This is a genomic window from Citrobacter sp. ABFQG (assembly GCF_004322975.1).
GTDB classification, from domain to species: domain Bacteria; phylum Pseudomonadota; class Gammaproteobacteria; order Enterobacterales; family Enterobacteriaceae; genus Citrobacter; species Citrobacter freundii.
Window position 1 is genome coordinate 4,122,438 of record NZ_CP036435.1, and the last position, 17,089, is coordinate 4,139,526.

A 17,089-nucleotide genomic window follows, 5' to 3' on the forward strand; every position below is an offset into this window, starting at 1 on the left:
TGATTAGCGCGAAATCAGCACCTGAAATCCGTCAGATGAGCCACAGTTTCGCACGTAAGATGTGAAATAAGAGCCGACAACAGCTGCTGCGTCTGGATGATGTCCCGGCAGTCGGCAATCGACGCCGCGCAATGTCCATACCGTGTGGCGGGTCCCATGACAACCGTTGGGATCCCTGTGCCGCTTACGTGCACCGCCCCGCCGTCGGTGCCGCCGTTACTGAACATATCGAGCTGCAGGGAAATACCCGCGTCAGCGGCCACGCTTTCAACCCACGCCGTCAGCTTTGGCGGTGCAATCAGCGATTTATCGCTTAACACCAGCATCGGGCCTTTACCGAGCTGCCGATGGTTGGCCGCACTGTAATCAAAGTTTTTGGCCCAGCAGGCGGTATCCAGCACAAATGCCACATCCGGTGCGACAACGCGTGCAGCCGTTTGTCCTCCGCGCAGTCCCACTTCTTCACTGGAACTGGCCACCAGCCAGACCTCGCAAGGAAGTATGGCGTTATGCCATTCACGCAGTAGCGCCACCAGCAAATAACATCCAAGACGGTCATCAAAGGCTTTGCCCATGATTCGCTGGTGCGGCAAGACCTGAAAGGTTGTGTCGAATGTGACGCGATCGCCGGCCTGGAGTACCTCATCATAAGATCGCGCGCCAATATCTACCCGCAGCGTATTGACCTCATTACCGCAGCGCTCTCCGTCGAGCAGACCGGGAATTTTGCTCTCTTCACGGGTGGTGATCCGCACCGGCTGCAGTTGTCTGGCCGCCATACGCACATTTCCCACCGGCAATACATCGATCGCCCCTTCGCTGGAAATACTACGCACGATAAATCCCACTTCATCCATATGCGCGCAGATCATCACCTTCGGACCGGTTGATTCATTGAGACGGATCAGCACCGATCCCAGACCATCGAAGCGCACCTCTTTATTAAGACGATCCGCCTCCTCAAGCAGGATCTGCCGCACTTCCTGTTCTGACGAGGCGATCGCGTCCGCCTCGCTCAGCGCCTTTAGCAACGATAAATCCATTACGCCTCTCCCGTGTGTAGCAATGTTTTCGCCATGGTATAGAGCACCTCGCCGCCGTCAGGCGTAACCAGCACAACATCTTCAATACGCACACCCCCCTGCCCCGGCAGATAAATACCCGGCTCAACGGTGAGCAGCATGCCAGCGACCAAAGGTGTTGTGTCGTCGGAGGAAAAACGTGGGTTTTCATGCACTTCAATGCCGATAGCATGTCCGGTGTTGTGACCAAATGCATCGCCATAGCCCGCCTGGGTAATGACCCGCCTGGCTGCGGCGTCTACCTCATTGCATCGCGCACCTGGTCGAATTGCCGCCACCGCGGCACGCTGCGCCGCAAGGACAATCTGGTACACGGCAAACAGCGCGCTTTCTTCCGCTGGCTGGTTCGCATCGGGGATGCGAAAGGTTCGCGTCATATCCGAGCAATAACCCTGATACAGCGCGCCAAAATCCAGCGTGATGAACTCACCCGCCTCAACACGTTTGTCGCTGGCTTTGCCGTGTGGCAGCGCACCGCGCCAGCCGCTGGCGACAATGGTGTCAAAAGAAGCTTTATCTGCGCCGAGCGTGCGCATAAACCACTCCAGTTCAGCGGCAATTTCGCGCTCACTGAGACCGGGTTGAATAAAGCGTCGTATATGTTCCGCGCTGAGGTCAGCTATCCGGCAGGCTTCGCGGATGCAGGCTATTTCCTGCGCCGTTTTCACCTGCCGGAGCACATCCGGTACGGCGCTCACCAGTCGGGCGCGCAGTTTGTCCGACCACGCGTTCGCCGTTTCCCAGCTTACTTGCTCACATTCGAATCCCACCGTCTGCAGCTTTTCGTGCGCAATAATGTGATTCACCTGCGAAAACAGCGTCTGCGTTCCATCGAGCCGATGGATCTGATAGCCCTGAGTACGCGTGGCAATATCGGTGTAGTAACGGGCATCAACCAGGATATGCGCACTTTCATGGCTGATAAACACAAACCCTGAACTGCTGGAGATCCCCATATGCGGCTGTTTGTTCTGCCGTGATGACAACAGCATCGCGTCGAGTTGTTGCGCCGTTAACCAGTCGCGCAGTGAAGCAAGTAAGCTCATAGTTACAATCCTTTTAATCAGAGGCTTTCAATCAGCAACTTGCCTTTGCGATACATCAGATGGCGAAGGAACACCACCATCAGCGCCGTAATCACCGCACCTAACAGGATCCCCGCCATATAGACGCCGAGGTTAGTCACCAGCGGCCACGCCCAGATAGCGGATTCCGGGAACCACTGCACGGCCCCCAGCCAGACGGCAGCCGTCGACCCAACAATGGCGCCAACCATATAAGAAGGAATTGCGGTGATGGGGCTTTCCAGTGCAAACGGGATCGCCCCTTCGCTGATGCCCATAAATGCGAGGAACATTGCCGTTTTCCCCTGCGGGTAAAGCTGTGCGCTGAACAGGCGTTTGCCGGTTAAGCGACGGTCAATAAGCGTGGCCAGTCCGAGGCCAATCGGCGGAATGACAATCGCAATAGAGCGCGCGGTGACCGGCAGAACGTGATCGGTAGTAAAGCTGAAGGCGACAAAACCTGCGGCTTTATTAATCGGACCGCCGAGGTCAATCGCCGTTGCCGCGGAAATCCCCATCGCGTACATCAGCGTGCCTTTCTCGCCAGCCGCCGTCAGCAAAGTACGGATCCCGCCGTTAATCCAGCCGCCAAACGGCGTTATCACGTAATACATCGCCAGCATGACGAAAATGGCGGAGAGAATGGGCAGTAAAAAGGTGGTTTTGAATGCCAGCAGGAAATCAGGCAGCTGGATTTTTTGGTTCATCCACTTCACCAGATACCCGGCGACAATCGAGATAATCAGCGCACCAATAAAGGTTGACGGAACCGGAGCACTGGTTACCCATTGCAGCGTTGATGGGTCAAAATTCAGTATTTGTGTCGGCTGAGTAGACATCAGCCCGCCAATGAACCCCGCCGGAAACGCCAGCTTGCCGCCGATGGAGTTGGCGACAAACGCGGCAAACATCGGAATAGCAAAACCAAACAGCACGCCGCCAAAAGATTGCGACAGCCAGGCAAACTTCAGTAATGAAAGATTAAAACCGGTAAATTTTCCGCTGTTCAGCGCATCCATGATGCCAGTGTCAGCAGGTATATCGAGCCAGCTATAGGCGATCAGTTGCGAGAAGGCGAGAATCACCCCGCCCATAATTAACGTCGGCACCATGCGTGAAATACCCGACATCACATGTTGCGGAAGTTCGCCCCAGAAGCTATTGCGGGAGGCCGGTGGATTTTTTATTGCCGCTGCCGCACCAGATGCGCCAGGCACAACGGTTGCACTGCGTTTTTTAATGGCCATATGTAATTCCCTGTCGATGATTATTGTTGTTCAGCGGCAACCATCTCTTCGATCTCTTTAATGATGCCGGCAGCATTTTTTATCGCGTCCTGTAGCGTAATTTCGTAGACATCACGCGACTCAAAACGCTCGTTATCTTCTGGAGTTACGGCAACTGAATGGATGATTAACGTCGCCTCAGCAATATCCTGCGCCGTCAGGCGATTTTGTATTCCGTCAGCACCCTGGGTTTCGATTTTCACTTCATAACCGGCTTCAACCGCGGCTTCTTCCAGCGCCTGAGCTGCCATAAAGGTGTGGGCCAGCCCCATTGGGCACGCGCAGACGGCAATTAATTTTTTGCTCATAATCATTTCCTCGTAATAGTTAACGAGTGAAATTATGGTCCGATGAAAGTAACAACCGTTATCAGACAAATAATGCTTTTACTGGACAAATAATCCAGCAATCAGGAAGTGTGACGAAGGTCGGAAAGGTGGGCGGCAGGCATAAAAAAACCGCGTGATTTACGCGGTTTTGCAGATTTCTGATTGAAGAATTAAAGAATATGGCCCAGCGTCTGACGCAAATGCGCACCTGCGCCAAGTAGTCCAGGATTATCGTGCACAATCAGGTACACCGGAATATCCTGCACGTAGGCTTTAAAACGGCCTTTATCTTCAAAACCACCGCGGAAGCCTGAAGCCTTAAAGAAGTCGAGGAAGCGCGGTACGATACCACCAGCGATGTACACACCGCCAAACGTGCCCAGCGTTAACGCCAGATCGCCGCCAAAACGCCCCATAATGACGCAGAACAGCGACAGCGCCCGACGACAGTCAATGCAGGAATCTTCCAGCGCCCGTGCGGTGATATCCTTCGGCTGCAGATTTTCCGGCAACCGCCCGTCTGATTTGACGATGGCGCGATACAGATTCACCAGCCCCGGACCGGACAGCACGCGTTCTGCGGAAACATGGCCAATTTCGGCGCGCAGGACTTCAAGGATAATTCCTTCTTCTTCGCTGTTAGGCGCAAAATCTACATGACCGCCTTCACCGGGCAGGCTCACCCAGCGTTTGTCCACGTGCACCAGATGCGCCACGCCGAGCCCGGTTCCTGCGCCATAGACGGCTATCGGTTTACCTTCAACAGGTTCCGCGCCACCAAACTGGATCAAATGCTCTTTTTTCAGCATCGGGATCGCCATCGACACGGCGGTGAAATCATTGATGATTTCCAGATGGCTAAAGCCCAGATTTTTTTTCATCTCAGCAATAGAGAATGCCCAGGTATGGTTGGTCATTGCCACCCAGTCGCCAGTAATCGGACAGGCAATGGCAATGCAGCCATCTTCGACGCTGACGCTATGCTCATCCAGGTACACGCGCACCACGGCTTCCAGACTGGGGTAATCAAGCCCGGAATAGGTTTTTGCCTGCGAAATCTCGCCGCTGGCAATATCGCACAGAGCAAGACGCGCGTTGGTGCCGCCAACATCCCCTACTAAAGCATATTTTGTCATTCTTCCACTGCTCCGCTAAAGTCAGATTAAATCTTTGCCACACTGTAAATTCATGGGGACATAACAACAACGGTCTGAAGGCTGATGCCCGTGGAAAATCGATCCAGATCACACAATTACTTTATCGTTTCAGCACCATTTGCAGCGATGCCGTCAGGCATGCTGTGCAAACTATGTCTATGACTCTGTTTTAAGGAATACAAAATGCTCCATCCGCGAGCCAGAACGATGCTCTTGCTATCAACCCCAGCGCTAATCATTGGCATAGCGTCCAGCCTGGTGTTGATCGTTGTGATGAAAGTGGCTTCCGTTTTACAGCAGTTTTTATGGGAACGTCTGCCTGTTAGCATCGGTATAGCCCAAGACTCTCCGGTCTGGATTATCGGTATGCTGACGCTCACGGGGATCATGGTCGGGTTAGTTATCCGTTACAGCCATGGTCACGCAGGTCCGGATCCGGCCTGTGAACCGTTAATTGGTATGCCGGTGCCAACGTCAGCACTACCGGGCCTGCTGGCAGCGCTAATCCTTGGCCTCGCGGGTGGCGTCAGTCTGGGTCCGGAACACCCCATCATGACCGTAAATATCGCTCTGGCAGTGGCACTTGGTAGCCGCATGTTTCCCCGCATTGCGAAACTGGACTGGACCATTCTCGCCTCTGCCGGCACCATCGGCGCGCTATTTGGCACCCCCGTTGCCGCTGCGCTGATATTTTCGCAAACGCTGAATAGCTCAAACGATGTGCCCTTGTGGGATCGCCTGTTCGCGCCGTTAATGGCCGCGGCCGCGGGTTCGCTAACCACCAGCCTGTTTTTTCACCCCCATTTTTCACTGCCCATCGCGCACTACACGCAGATGCACTTGATCGATATCCTCAGCGGCGCGGTTGTTGCCGCAATCGCTATTGCAGCCGGAATGGTAGCCGTCTGGTGTCTGCCACGTTTGCACCATTTAATGCATCGATTAAAACACCCGGTACTGATCCTCGGGGCAGGCGGTTTTATCCTTGGAATTTTGGGTGTTATCGGCGGGCCGCTTACCTTGTTTAAGGGACTGGACGAAATGCAGCAGATGGCGTTTAGCCAAACGCTGGGGACATCGGATTATTTCATGCTCGCCGTAATTAAGCTGGCGGCGTTAGTAGTTGCGGCAGCGAGTGGTTTTCGCGGAGGGCGAATCTTCCCGGCGGTATTCGTTGGTGTCGCCTTGGGTCTGATGCTGCACGCCCATGTTGAAGCGGTGCCGGCTGCCATCACGGTTTCTTGCTCTATCCTCGGGCTGGTGCTGGTCGTCACCCGCGACGCCTGGCTGAGCCTATTTATGGCAGCAGTGGTGGTACCAGATTCCACCCTGCTGCCGCTGCTGTGCATCGTCATGCTGCCCGCCTGGCTGCTGCTGGCAGGCAAGCCGTTGATGGTCGCTGAACGCCCTGATAAATAGCTATCCGCCGTTGCGAGATTCCAGCGCACGGGTCACCGTGCGCAATAATTCAGGAAGATCGGCTTTCGGTAGCACTACCTCAATTAACGACAATCGTTGCGGATGGGACAGCCTGGCCAAAACTTCCTCCAGCTGTACCGCCTGCCTCACCCGCCAGCATTCCGCCTGGCATTCACGACTAAACGCCTGCGGCACCAACGTCCAGCTCCAGGCGGCGATATCGTTATAGCGCTGATTTGCCCCGTGTATGGCCCGCTCCACGGTATAGCCGTCATTGTTGAGGAGTAAAATAACGGGTGATTGCCCGTCTCTGAGCATGGAGCCCAGCTCCTGAATGGTGAGCTGCGCCGCGCCATCGCCAATAATCAGGATCACCCGACGGTCCGGACAGGCCGTTTGCGCGCCGAATGCCGCCGGTAGCGCATAGCCTATCGATCCCCACAGAGGCTGAACGAGCACCTCCGCCCCGCCGGGTAGTGAGAGCGCAGCCGCGCCAAAGGCGGCGGTTCCCTGATCGACGAGGATAATGTCATTAGGCGCCAGATACTGCTGCACCGTATGCCAGAAGTTTTCCTGCGTCAGAGGCCCCTTCTCAACCTGAATGCGCGCAACTGGCGGACGTTCTGGCGGCAGTGAAAACGACATTTCCAGACACAGCTCCCGCAATGTGGTGACCGCCTGCTCCATCGGGATGTTAAACCAGCTGGCTCCAATCCGTGAGGCATGTGGCTGAACCTCAATGGTGCGCTCCTGCGGTAGCTGTTGCGTAAACCCGGCGGTCAGGGTGTCGACAAATTGTGTGCCGACACAAAATATCGTGTCGGCATCTTCGATAGCCAGACGAACATAATCGCTACTGGCTCCGGCACTGTATGTGCCAACAAACGCCGGATGACGTTCATCGAACAGCCCTTTGCCCATCAACAACGTGGCGTGGGCCATCGGCGTTTCCGCCATCCAGCGCTGTAAAACCGGCTGCAAACCAAAACGTAGCGCGAGAAAGTCCGCGAGCAGCGCGACGCGCGGGCTGTCCAGCAATCGTTCACGGGCATGGTAGCGAAACGCTTCTGCCACACTGCTCTCCGGCTCGCTCAGAGGAACAATCAGGATGTCATTCGGTGGTGTGGCGGGCTGTTTTGCCACATCAGCAGGTAACATCAGATAGCCCGGCCTGCGTTCGATGAGCATTGCTCGCAACACGCGGTCAATTTCATAACAGGCGTTTTGTTCATCCAGTACCGCGCTCGCCGTCGACACCGCCTGCTGCATACGGTAAAAATGTTGAAAGTCACCATCACCCAGCGTGTGATGCATCAACTCCCCACGACGCTGTGCACCGCGACAGGGCGCGCCAACAATATGCAAAACAGGAACATATTCCGCATAACTTCCTGCAATACCGTTAATCGCACTTAACTCGCCCACACCAAACGTGGTGAGCAGCGCCCCTACCCCGGAGACCCGTGCATAGCCATCTGCCGCATAAGCCGCATTCAACTCGTTCGCACACCCGACCCAACATACGTTGGGATGTTCAATCACGTGGTCAAGAAACTGCAAATTATAATCGCCTGGCACACCAAAGAGATGGCCGACGCCACAGCCTGCCAGCCTGTCCAGCAGATAATCAGCAACGGAATACGGGGTTTGCATGACAGCTATCCTTCTGACGGTAACCTCATGTTGAGTATCGAAGAACTGTGATGACTGTCCAGGAAAGTCGCTGTGAAGGGGTGGAAAGCAGGATTTACAGTTTTGGCGGTAAAAATTCATTGAAGAATAGACGGTGTAACCGTATACACTGAAAGACACACGCATTGTGGAAGGGGGTGACATGGTTTATCACGCAGATGAAAATCGTTATCAGACAATGGAGTACCGCCGCTGCGGTCAGAGCGGCCTTAAACTGCCGATTGTCTCGCTGGGTTTGTGGCACAATTTTGGCGATACCACACAGGTCGAAAACAGTCGGGCATTGTTACAGCGCGCATTCGATCTGGGGATCAACCATTTTGATCTGGCAAATAACTATGGTCCACCGCCGGGTTCGGCAGAACGGAATTTTGGTCGGATCCTGCAGGAAGATTTTTTACCGTGGCGAGATGAGCTTATTATCTCCACTAAAGCGGGCTACACCATGTGGGAAGGTCCCTACGGTGACTGGGGTTCACGCAAATATCTGATTGCCAGTCTCGATCAAAGCCTGAAGCGCCTGGGACTGGAGTATGTCGATATTTTCTACCACCATCGCCCCGACCCTGAAACACCGCTCAAAGAAACCATGCGCGCACTGGATCACATCGTCCGTCAGGGCAAAGCCCTGTACGTCGGGTTATCTAACTATCCGGCAGATCTTGCCAGGCAGGCGATTGAAATACTCGACGATTTAGGTACGCCATGCCTTATTCACCAGCCCAAATATTCCATGTTTGAACGTTGGGTCGAAGGCGGTCTGCTGTCGTTGTTACAGGAAAAAGGTGTCGGCAGCATCGCCTTCTCACCGCTGGCAGGCGGGCAGTTAACCGACCGCTACCTGAACGGCATTCCTGCGGATTCTCGTGCGGCAAGCGGCAGCCGTTTCCTGAACCCGGATCACATTACGCCAGAGAAACTGGAGAAGGTGCGGGCGCTGAATGCGCTGGCAGAACGACGCGGGCAAAAGCTTTCCCAGATGGCGCTGGCATGGGTGTTACGGGATGACAAAGTCACGTCAGTGCTGATTGGCGCGAGTAAAACGGCGCAGATTGAAGACGCTGTCGACATGCTGGCAAACCGTCACTTTACGTCTGAAGAGTGCGCGGAGATTGATGCTATCCTGAGTTGATTGAAATAAAGACACATTTATTAACAAAAAGTGCTCTCACTTGCGATTTAAGAGTTAAGGCGATGAAACGGGGCTTTACTGCCCCGTAATATTGTATTAACAGGCCGGCTACGGCTCGATCGTGAAGGAGAGAAAACATGTTCAGGTCACTGATTCTGGCGGCAGTCTTATTGGCTTTTACACCGCTGGCCGCGAACGCCGGCGAAATCACCCTGCTGCCATCAATAAAATTGCAAATTGGCGATCGCGATAACTACGGTAACTACTGGGATGGCGGCCGCTGGCGCGACCGGGATTACTGGCACCATAACTATGAGTGGCGCAAAAATCGCTGGTGGCGTCATGACAATGGCTATCATCGCGGTTGGGATAAACGCAAAGCTTATGAGCGCGGCTACCGTGAAGGCTGGAATGACCGTGACGACCACCGCGGTCGCGGAAAGGGCCGAGGTCATGGCCACCATCATTAATGTAACAAAAGGGCCCGCAGGCCCTTTTGTTTTTACAAACCGAGAGCGGTTCCTACCAACAGCCAGATATTGAGCGTCACCACCAGCACAACAATCACCCAGCCTACCTGTTTTACCCATCGGGTATTCACCAAATCGCCCATCAGCTGACTGTTGCTGGTGAAAATCAACAACGGCACCAGCGCCAGTGCAATACCAAAACTGAGCAACACCTGGCTCATCACCAGAATACGCGTTGGATCTAATCCCATCAGAATCACAATAAAGGATGGCATCATGGTGACCGTACGGCGAACCCAAAGCGGAATGTGAAAACGGATAAACCCTTGCATCACCACCTGCCCCGCCAGCGTACCGACCACAGTAGAAGAAAGTCCCGCAGCCACCAGGCTTAAACCGAACACTGTCGCCGCAGCGTGACTCAACAGCGGTTCAAGGGTCAGATAGGCTTGATCGAGATCGGCAATACCGGTATGCCCGCTAAAATGAAATGCAGCGGCAGCCGTCGCCATCATCGCCAGATTGACAAATCCGGCAATCGTCATGGCGATAGCCACATCCCATTTCGTGGCCGCATAGCGCTGTTGACGTGTTCCGCCGTGCAGATGCTGGGTTAAGGAAGAGTGCAGATAAATGACATGCGGCATGATAGTCGCGCCGAGCACGCCAGCGGCGAGGAACACCGCTTCGGAATTAGGTAGGCTCGGGATAACCATCCCCTTGCTAAGTTGCGCGAAGTTCGGCTGGGAAAAGATCAATTCCACAATGTAAGCCGCAGCCACAAACAGCAGCAAGCCGCCAATCACTTTTTCCAGCGGTTTTTGCCCGCGGCGCTGCAACATCAGAATCAAAAAAGTCGCGATACCGGTGAGCACGGCACCCTGCAATAACGACACGCCGAGGATCAACTTAAAGCCAATCGCGGCACCAATGAATTCAGCAAGGTCTGTCGCCATGGCGATAATTTCGGCCTGCACCCAGTAGAACCACACCACCGGACGAGGATAGTGATCGCGAATTTGTTCCGCCAGATTTTTACCCGTGGCAATGCCAAGCTTTGCCGATAGCACCTGGATCAGCATCGCCATCAGATTTGCCCAGACCACCACCCACAACAGTTTATAGCCAAAGCTGGCCCCTGCCTGGATGTTGGTGGCGAAGTTGCCCGGATCGATATAGCCGATCGCCGCGATGAACGCAGGTCCCATTAATGCGAGCTTCAACTTGCGCGCTGCCCGTCCACTGCTACTCTCAACGCGATCGTTAGTCATTTTAGTGCCTCAGAAACATAGCCTTTGCTATGTTTCAAGCTACGCCTATTGAGAATGATTATCAAATTCATTTTGATGGGTGAAGTTGATTTCTCTGATAGTGTTTGTCTATGGATCGATAAGGATTCTGGGAAAAACGGTAAGATGTTTAATTATTGTTATAGATTAGCACAATGACATAACTTTTCACTTCGATACAAAGCATAACGGAAGTGTATCACCGATCACTAATTTTGAATCTCGTCACAGGTCCTTATTATAGTGTGTGTTTGATCTCGTTTTCTTTATGGTTGTTACATAGAATGTGCACGAAAACTAAACCTGCCTCATATTTGGAGCAAATATGGACCGCGTCCTTCATTTTGTATTGGCATTGGCCGTTGTTGCGATCCTTGCGCTGCTGGTAAGCAGTGACCGTAAAAAGATTCGCATTCGTTATGTTATTCAACTGCTTGTTATTGAAGTGTTACTGGCGTGGTTCTTCCTGAACTCCAACGTCGGCCTGGGCTTCGTAAAAGGCTTCTCCGAAATGTTCGAAAAACTGCTCGGTTTTGCCAACGAGGGGACGAACTTCGTCTTCGGCAGCATGAATGATCAAGGCCTGGCATTTTTCTTCCTGAAAGTGCTGTGCCCTATCGTCTTTATCTCCGCCCTGATCGGTATCCTTCAGCATATCCGTGTGCTGCCGGTTATCATCCGCGCAATTGGTTACCTGCTTTCCAAAGTGAACGGTATGGGCAAGCTGGAATCCTTCAACGCCGTCAGCTCTCTGATCCTGGGTCAGTCCGAGAACTTTATCGCCTATAAAGATATTCTCGGCAAAATGTCTCGCAACCGTATGTACACCATGGCTGCAACGGCGATGTCTACCGTTTCCATGTCTATCGTCGGCGCGTACATGACCATGCTCGAGCCGAAGTACGTTGTTGCGGCGTTGGTACTGAACATGTTCAGCACCTTTATCGTGCTGTCGCTGATCAACCCTTACCGCGTTGATGCCAGCGAAGAAAATATCCAGATGTCTAACCTGCATGAAGGTCAGAGCTTCTTCGAAATGCTGGGTGAATACATCCTGGCGGGTTTCAAAGTGGCAATTATCGTTGCGGCGATGCTGATTGGTTTCATCGCGTTAATCGCTGCCCTGAACGCCCTGTTTGCCACCGTGACCGGCTGGTTTGGCTACAGCATCTCCTTCCAGGGCATCCTGGGTTACATCTTCTACCCGGTTGCATGGGTAATGGGTGTACCGTCCAGCGAAGCGCTGCAGGTGGGCAGTATCATGGCGACAAAACTGGTTTCCAACGAATTCGTTGCGATGATGGACCTGCAGAAAATCGCCTCTACGCTCTCTCCGCGCGCTGAAGGCATCATCTCTGTGTTCCTGGTCTCCTTCGCTAACTTCTCTTCTATCGGTATTATCGCCGGTGCGATTAAAGGTCTGAACGAAGAGCAAGGTAACGTAGTTTCCCGCTTTGGTCTGAAGCTGGTGTACGGCTCTACGCTGGTGAGCGTACTGTCTGCATCTATCGCAGCACTGGTGCTGTAAGCGTAAGACAACGTCGTAGTAATAAGGCCGGGGAATTTCCCCGGCTTTTTTATGCCTGCTATTCAGCAGAGCAGAGAGATATCGGTAAGAATCGACAGGATGCAGAAACAAAAAACCCCCGCTTTTCAGCGAGGGTTTAAATTTTGGTGGAGCTAAGCGGGATCGAACCGCTGACCTCTTGCATGCCATGCAAGCGCTCTCCCAGCTGAGCTATAGCCCCACGATGCTTTTACGTATATACCAAATTTGTTGGGATAAAATTTGGTGGAGCTAAGCGGGATCGAACCGCTGACCTCTTGCATGCCATGCAAGCGCTCTCCCAGCTGAGCTATAGCCCCATTACGTAAAGCTTGTCGAGTTGACGGGCGGCATCATATGAATTCCCTTCGCGTGTGTCAACGGCAAAATTAACTCATAGAATTCAATCGCTGAAAAAGCAGTCAAATGAAGAACATTGCGTAACAACTCGCATTCAGTAGTTAAACGCGTCACGGTTTCTACTAAAATGGTGCTATAAAATGAGCCACTAATTAACCCCACGACTATTCAGGGAATCGTTATGTTCAAGGAACGGATGACGCCAGAAGAACTTGCTAATCTGACCGGATACAGCCGACAGACCATCAATAAATGGGTGCGTAAGGAGGGTTGGGCTACATCACCAAAACCAGGCGTACAGGGCGGTAAAGCGCGTCTGGTTCACGTCACCGAACAAGTTCGTGAATACATTCGCAGTGCTGAGCGTTCAGCCGAAGGTTTATCAGATAATTTATCGTTATCAGGCGATACCTCTATCGAAGCTCTACTGATTAGGCTCGCCAAAGAGATGACTCCGTCAGAACAGAAAATGTTTACGTCACTGATCCTGCGTGAAGGCATTACGGGTTTATTACAACGCTTAGGGATCCGCGACAACAAATAATATGAAAAAATTACGCAGCAAAATGACGACCGAAGAACTGGCGGACTGTCTCGGAGTTGCCAAACAAACCGTCAATCGTTGGATCAGAGAACAAAACTGGACCACCGAAAAGTTTCCCGGCGTTAAAGGGGGTCGTGCAAGGCTGATTCATATCGACTCCAGCGTCCGCACGTTTCTGCTCAATATTCCGGCTTTTCGCAAAGTACCTGAAATTTATCAGGCAGAGGAACCGTTGGCAGAATACAACCACGTGGTGCGTAGCCACGCCTGTCGCCAAATAATTAGCGCACTGGACAACATGTCCCCAACGGAACAAGAAAAGCTGGCAATGTATATTTCTCGCGAAGGTATTCGCACTTTCCTTACCCGTCTGGGTATTGATGAGTCTGAATAACAGGCAAAAAAAACGGCAGGATGCGCTCCTGCCGTTGTTTCATCGCTCAACCGAGCTTACTGCTGGCTTTCACGCTCAGCAATAAACGCCAGCGCTTTATTAATACGCTCAATGCTGCGGGATTTACCAATCGCATGCACTGTGACGTCTAACGCCGGAGACTGACCCGCACCGGTTACGGCTACGCGCAGCGGCATCCCAACTTTACCCATCCCCACTTCCAGCTCATCAGCGGTCGCCTGAATCGCGTGGTGCACATTTTCTGCCGTCCACTCGCTGATAACAGCCAGTTTATCGCGAACCACTTCCAGCGGCTGACGTGCTACCGGACGCAGGTGTTTCTTTGCGGCGTCCGCGTCGAACTCAGCAAAATCTTCGTAGAAGTAACGGCAGCTCTGCGCCATCTCTTTCAGCGTTTTGCAGCGCTCACCCAGCAGTTTAACCAGCTCAGACAGCTGCGGGCCGACGCGAGTATCGATATTTTCCTGCTCAATGTGCCATTGCAGATGCGTTGCCACATATTCCGGTGCCAGCGCATTAATGTAGTGATGGTTAAGCCACTGCAGTTTTTCGGTGTTGAACGCACTGGCAGACTTGCTCACCGCACCAAGGGAGAACAATTTGATCATCTCTTCACGGGTGAAGATTTCCTGATCGCCGCTGGACCAGCCCAGACGCACCAGATAGTTCAGCAGCGCTTCCGGAAGGTAACCGTCGTCGCGATACTGCATAACGCTGACCGCACCGTGACGTTTAGAAAGTTTTTTACCATCGTCGCCGTTGATCATCGACACGTGTGCATAAACCGGTACCGGCGCATTCAGCGCTTTCAGGATGTTTATCTGACGCGGAGTGTTGTTGATATGGTCTTCACCACGAATAACGTGAGTGATTTCCATATCCCAGTCGTCGACCACCACACAGAAGTTGTAGGTCGGGGAACCGTCGGTACGGCGGATGATCAGATCGTCCAGTTCCTGGTTGCTGAATTCGATCGGCCCACGGATCTGATCATCAAAAATAACGGATCCATCCTGCGGGTTGGCAAAACGCACCACGCATGGTTCATCAGCAGCATGATGTTCATGACCGTGGCGGCAGCGACCGTCGTAACGAGGTTTCTCACCTTTTGCCATCTGCTCTTCACGCAGCGCGTCCAGACGCTCTTTGGAGCAGTAGCATTTATACGCGGTACCGGCTTCCAGCATCTCATCAATCACGGCGTTGTAGCGATCAAAACGTTTGGTCTGGAAGTACGGGCCTTCATCCCATTCCAGATTCAGCCAGTTCATGCCATCCATAATGGCTTCAATAGCTTCCGGAGTGGAGCGTTCGAGATCGGTGTCTTCAATACGCAGCACAAACTCACCGTCATGGTTACGTGCAAAAAGCCAGGAATATAGAGCAGTACGCGCACCACCGACGTGCAGGTAACCTGTCGGGCTTGGCGCGAAGCGAGTTTTGATTTTCATGAAATGGCCTTACGTTTATAAAGATGCCGACAACCGGCAAATCCTGGGAAGATTATCAGGCTCGTATTCTATCACTGTGGTCTGATTCCTCAATGTTGTTCAGGTTGGAACATCACGCTTTGCCATTTTCGTATACAAATCATGCTGCATGGATTGATTTGCGATCGTTTTGTTTAAATTTACGACGAACGAACAAATTCTTTAGAAAATGCGTTGACTCATTTTCAACTCTCCCTATAATGCGACTCCACACAGCGGGGGTGATTAGCTCAGCTGGGAGAGCACCTCCCTTACAAGGAGGGGGTCGGCGGTTCGAACCCGTCATCACCCACCAACTACTTTATGTAGTCTCCGCCGTGTAGAGTAAGAAATTGAGAAGTGGGTGATTAGCTCAGCTGGGAGAGCACCTCCCTTACAAGGAGGGGGTCGGCGGTTCGATCCCGTCATCACCCACCACTTTCTCGCCAGCTGGATTTCTTACGATAAAATTGAAGTACCGAAGTGGGTGATTAGCTCAGCTGGGAGAGCACCTCCCTTACAAGGAGGGGGTCGGCGGTTCGATCCCGTCATCACCCACCACTTCGGGTCGTTAGCTCAGTTGGTAGAGCAGTTGACTTTTAATCAATTGGTCGCAGGTTCGAATCCTGCACGACCCACCAATGTAAAAAAGCGCCCTAAAGGCGCTTTTTTGCTATCTGCGATTTGTAAGATTCGAACCTGCCGCAGGTTCGGTATTGAGCGCAGCGAAACAACGGAGCCGGTTACGGCGACGGCCCGAAGGGCGAGCGAAGCGAGTCATCCTGCACGACCCACCAATGTAAAAAGGCGCCCTAAAGGCGCCTTTTTGCTATCTGCGATTTATACAACTGCCTGATGCGCTACGCTTATCAGGCCTACCGACAATACTCTCTTCGTAGGCCGGATAAGACGTTAGTCGCCATCCGGCACAGACATCATACCGTCAAAGCCGCCACCAGTTTCTCCAGCGCGGGTGTAGCCTGCTGTTGTTCATAGACAATATACAAATCCGCCGGAATACGTTCCTCTAATGGCCGGAATATTACGCCAGGCCAGTTCATTTGTGCATAACCATCAGCCATTAACGTAATCCCGATTCCCATACTGATCATTGCCAGTACTGTCTGGGGCTCAACAACCTCACGAATAATCATTGGCGAGAAGCCTGCCTGCTGACATACGCGTTGCAAAAATCCCCAATCGGAATGTACGGATGGAAGCGTGACAAAATATTCGTTGCGCAGCGCCGCCAGCGGAACAGCATCCCTGGAGGCCAGAATGTGATCTTCCGGTACTGCAACCATGAATGAAGATTCATGCAGACGTAAGCTGGTAAAACCAACCGTTGGTTCAATAGCCATACGCCAGATCCCTGCATCAAGCTCCCGACGCTCTAATAACGCCATTTGCATACCTGGCGATTTTTCGCGAAACAGTACTTCAACATTGGGATTTGCTTTCAAAAAATGGTGCATTGCAGGACGCATTCTTCCCCACAGCGCCGTACCAACCACACCCAGTTCAATACGCCCCGCTTCGCCGCGACCAATCTGCTCCACTCTCGCCATAGCCTGATTTGCATTGGCTAACAAACGACGCGACTCCTCCATCAGAATTTTCCCGGCATGAGTTAACGCAACGCTGCGAGAATGGCGAATAAATAACAAGGTACCAAGTTGCTGTTCAAGTTCTTTGATATGAATACTCAGGGGAGGTTGTGACATATTTAACCGGGCAGCAGCCCGGCCAAAATGCAATTCTTCTGCAACAGCGAGAAAATAACGCAATAACTTCAGATCGATTCGGTGAGCTCGTTCCATCACTGTTGCACTCCA

At 52.7% G+C, this 17,089-nt stretch carries 15 protein-coding genes, 6 tRNA genes and 1 other RNA gene; 11 read left to right on the forward strand and 11 right to left on the reverse strand.

Annotation, left to right across the window (positions count from 1 at the left end; genetic code table 11):
- Positions 1 to 14: 14 nt before the first annotated feature.
- The 5 genes from ypdE to glk form a co-directional block, all read right to left on the reverse strand.
- Entirely contained in the window at positions 15 to 1,043 is a 1,029-nt protein-coding gene (gene ypdE, locus WN16_RS20310) for an aminopeptidase (RefSeq protein ID WP_044701735.1), read from the reverse strand.
- Positions 1,043 to 2,128, reverse strand: coding sequence for an aminopeptidase (gene ypdF / locus WN16_RS20315; protein WP_044701736.1), 1,086 nt, complete (start codon positions 2,126 to 2,128; stop codon positions 1,043 to 1,045). Before ypdF ends, ypdE begins: the two co-directional genes overlap by 1 nt.
- Positions 2,129 to 2,145: 17 nt before the next feature.
- Positions 2,146 to 3,393 (reverse strand): PTS fructose transporter subunit IIC, encoded by a 1,248-nt coding sequence (locus WN16_RS20320; RefSeq protein ID WP_003028252.1) that lies wholly within the window; start codon positions 3,391 to 3,393, stop codon positions 2,146 to 2,148.
- Between the two features lie 20 nt (positions 3,394 to 3,413).
- Complete coding sequence (locus WN16_RS20325) at positions 3,414 to 3,740, reverse strand: fructose PTS transporter subunit IIB (RefSeq protein ID WP_003028254.1); 327 nt, start codon at positions 3,738 to 3,740, stop codon at positions 3,414 to 3,416.
- Between the two features lie 191 nt (positions 3,741 to 3,931).
- Positions 3,932 to 4,897 carry a glucokinase gene (gene glk, locus WN16_RS20330; protein WP_003028256.1) on the reverse strand — a complete coding sequence of 322 codons (966 nt, stop codon included), beginning with the start codon at positions 4,895 to 4,897 and terminating at the stop codon, positions 3,932 to 3,934.
- Positions 4,898 to 5,101: 204 nt separating this feature from the next.
- On the opposite strand from glk, the gene WN16_RS20335 reads away from it, so the two are divergent.
- On the forward strand, positions 5,102 to 6,337 hold the full coding sequence (locus WN16_RS20335) for an ion channel protein (RefSeq protein WP_003028258.1): 1,236 nt from the start codon (positions 5,102 to 5,104) through the stop codon (positions 6,335 to 6,337).
- On the opposite strand, the gene WN16_RS20340 is transcribed toward WN16_RS20335, so the two are convergent.
- Positions 6,338 to 7,990 (reverse strand): thiamine pyrophosphate-binding protein, encoded by a 1,653-nt coding sequence (locus WN16_RS20340; protein ID WP_044701737.1) that lies wholly within the window; start codon positions 7,988 to 7,990, stop codon positions 6,338 to 6,340. It abuts the gene before it with no gap.
- Between the two features lie 181 nt (positions 7,991 to 8,171).
- Here WN16_RS20340 and mgrA point away from each other — a divergent pair, with 181 nt between their 5' ends.
- Both mgrA and ypeC read left to right on the forward strand, forming a co-directional pair.
- Positions 8,172 to 9,161: an L-glyceraldehyde 3-phosphate reductase gene (gene mgrA / locus WN16_RS20345; RefSeq protein WP_044701739.1), complete on the forward strand. Its 990-nt coding sequence runs from the start codon at positions 8,172 to 8,174 to the stop codon at positions 9,159 to 9,161.
- Positions 9,162 to 9,298: 137 nt separating this feature from the next.
- Positions 9,299 to 9,631 (forward strand): DUF2502 domain-containing protein YpeC, encoded by a 333-nt coding sequence (gene ypeC / locus WN16_RS20350; protein ID WP_003839243.1) that lies wholly within the window; start codon positions 9,299 to 9,301, stop codon positions 9,629 to 9,631.
- 32 nt (positions 9,632 to 9,663) lie between these two features.
- Here the strand turns inward: ypeC and WN16_RS20355 are convergent, their stop codons facing one another.
- Positions 9,664 to 10,902: an Nramp family divalent metal transporter gene (locus WN16_RS20355; protein WP_003028272.1), complete on the reverse strand. Its 1,239-nt coding sequence runs from the start codon at positions 10,900 to 10,902 to the stop codon at positions 9,664 to 9,666.
- A gap of 343 nt (positions 10,903 to 11,245) precedes the next feature.
- Between WN16_RS20355 and nupC the strand changes: the two genes are divergently transcribed.
- On the forward strand, positions 11,246 to 12,448 hold the full coding sequence (gene nupC, locus WN16_RS20360) for a nucleoside permease NupC (protein WP_003028275.1): 1,203 nt from the start codon (positions 11,246 to 11,248) through the stop codon (positions 12,446 to 12,448).
- 144 nt (positions 12,449 to 12,592) lie between these two features.
- Here nupC and WN16_RS20365 read toward each other — a convergent pair.
- Positions 12,593 to 12,668 (reverse strand) — tRNA-Ala (locus WN16_RS20365).
- 42 nt (positions 12,669 to 12,710) lie between these two features.
- Positions 12,711 to 12,786 (reverse strand) — tRNA-Ala (locus WN16_RS20370).
- Positions 12,787 to 13,007: 221 nt separating this feature from the next.
- On the opposite strand from WN16_RS20370, the gene WN16_RS20375 reads away from it, so the two are divergent.
- Both WN16_RS20375 and WN16_RS20380 read left to right on the forward strand, forming a co-directional pair.
- Positions 13,008 to 13,370 carry a YfeC-like transcriptional regulator gene (locus WN16_RS20375; protein ID WP_003028277.1) on the forward strand — a complete coding sequence of 121 codons (363 nt, stop codon included), beginning with the start codon at positions 13,008 to 13,010 and terminating at the stop codon, positions 13,368 to 13,370.
- Between the two features lies 1 nt (position 13,371).
- Complete coding sequence (locus tag WN16_RS20380; protein WP_003028279.1) at positions 13,372 to 13,764, forward strand: YfeC-like transcriptional regulator; 393 nt, start codon at positions 13,372 to 13,374, stop codon at positions 13,762 to 13,764.
- A gap of 56 nt (positions 13,765 to 13,820) precedes the next feature.
- On the opposite strand, the gene gltX is transcribed toward WN16_RS20380, so the two are convergent.
- Positions 13,821 to 15,236 (reverse strand): glutamate--tRNA ligase, encoded by a 1,416-nt coding sequence (gene gltX, locus WN16_RS20385; RefSeq protein ID WP_044701742.1) that lies wholly within the window; start codon positions 15,234 to 15,236, stop codon positions 13,821 to 13,823.
- A gap of 258 nt (positions 15,237 to 15,494) precedes the next feature.
- On the opposite strand from gltX, the gene WN16_RS20390 reads away from it, so the two are divergent.
- The 5 genes from WN16_RS20390 to WN16_RS20410 all read left to right on the forward strand — a co-directional run bounded on the left by WN16_RS20390 (position 15,495) and on the right by WN16_RS20410 (position 16,051).
- A tRNA-Val gene (locus WN16_RS20390) sits at positions 15,495 to 15,570 on the forward strand.
- Between the two features lie 46 nt (positions 15,571 to 15,616).
- A tRNA-Val gene (locus WN16_RS20395) sits at positions 15,617 to 15,692 on the forward strand.
- A gap of 47 nt (positions 15,693 to 15,739) precedes the next feature.
- A tRNA-Val gene (locus tag WN16_RS20400) sits at positions 15,740 to 15,815 on the forward strand.
- A gap of 4 nt (positions 15,816 to 15,819) precedes the next feature.
- Positions 15,820 to 15,895: transfer RNA gene (locus WN16_RS20405), tRNA-Lys, on the forward strand.
- 29 nt (positions 15,896 to 15,924) lie between these two features.
- Positions 15,925 to 16,051, forward strand: a non-coding RNA gene (locus WN16_RS20410) — RtT sRNA.
- Between the two features lie 138 nt (positions 16,052 to 16,189).
- Here WN16_RS20410 and WN16_RS20415 read toward each other — a convergent pair.
- Positions 16,190 to 17,074: a LysR family transcriptional regulator gene (locus WN16_RS20415; RefSeq protein WP_003847307.1), complete on the reverse strand. Its 885-nt coding sequence runs from the start codon at positions 17,072 to 17,074 to the stop codon at positions 16,190 to 16,192.
- Between the last annotated feature and the right edge of the window lie 15 nt (positions 17,075 to 17,089).

Excerpts from the sequence above, each read along its gene's own strand:
- nupC (WP_003028275.1), top strand. The coding sequence starts at position 11,246 with ATGGACCGCGTCCTTCATTTTGTATTGGCATTGGCCGTTGTTGCGATC.
- WN16_RS20340 (WP_044701737.1), bottom strand. The coding sequence starts at position 7,990 with ATGCAAACCCCGTATTCCGTTGCTGATTATCTGCTGGACAGGCTGGCA.
- WN16_RS20320 (WP_003028252.1), bottom strand. The coding sequence starts at position 3,393 with ATGGCCATTAAAAAACGCAGTGCAACCGTTGTGCCTGGCGCATCTGGT.
- WN16_RS20415 (WP_003847307.1), bottom strand. The coding sequence starts at position 17,074 with ATGGAACGAGCTCACCGAATCGATCTGAAGTTATTGCGTTATTTTCTC.
- ypeC (WP_003839243.1), top strand. The coding sequence starts at position 9,299 with ATGTTCAGGTCACTGATTCTGGCGGCAGTCTTATTGGCTTTTACACCG.
- WN16_RS20325 (WP_003028254.1), bottom strand. The coding sequence starts at position 3,740 with ATGAGCAAAAAATTAATTGCCGTCTGCGCGTGCCCAATGGGGCTGGCC.
- gltX (WP_044701742.1), bottom strand. The coding sequence starts at position 15,236 with ATGAAAATCAAAACTCGCTTCGCGCCAAGCCCGACAGGTTACCTGCAC.
- ypdF (WP_044701736.1), bottom strand. The coding sequence starts at position 2,128 with ATGAGCTTACTTGCTTCACTGCGCGACTGGTTAACGGCGCAACAACTC.
- mgrA (WP_044701739.1), top strand. The coding sequence starts at position 8,172 with ATGGTTTATCACGCAGATGAAAATCGTTATCAGACAATGGAGTACCGC.
- WN16_RS20375 (WP_003028277.1), top strand. The coding sequence starts at position 13,008 with ATGTTCAAGGAACGGATGACGCCAGAAGAACTTGCTAATCTGACCGGA.
- ypdE (WP_044701735.1), bottom strand. The coding sequence starts at position 1,043 with ATGGATTTATCGTTGCTAAAGGCGCTGAGCGAGGCGGACGCGATCGCC.
- WN16_RS20380 (WP_003028279.1), top strand. The coding sequence starts at position 13,372 with ATGAAAAAATTACGCAGCAAAATGACGACCGAAGAACTGGCGGACTGT.
- glk (WP_003028256.1), bottom strand. The coding sequence starts at position 4,897 with ATGACAAAATATGCTTTAGTAGGGGATGTTGGCGGCACCAACGCGCGT.
- WN16_RS20355 (WP_003028272.1), bottom strand. The coding sequence starts at position 10,902 with ATGACTAACGATCGCGTTGAGAGTAGCAGTGGACGGGCAGCGCGCAAG.
- WN16_RS20335 (WP_003028258.1), top strand. The coding sequence starts at position 5,102 with ATGCTCCATCCGCGAGCCAGAACGATGCTCTTGCTATCAACCCCAGCG.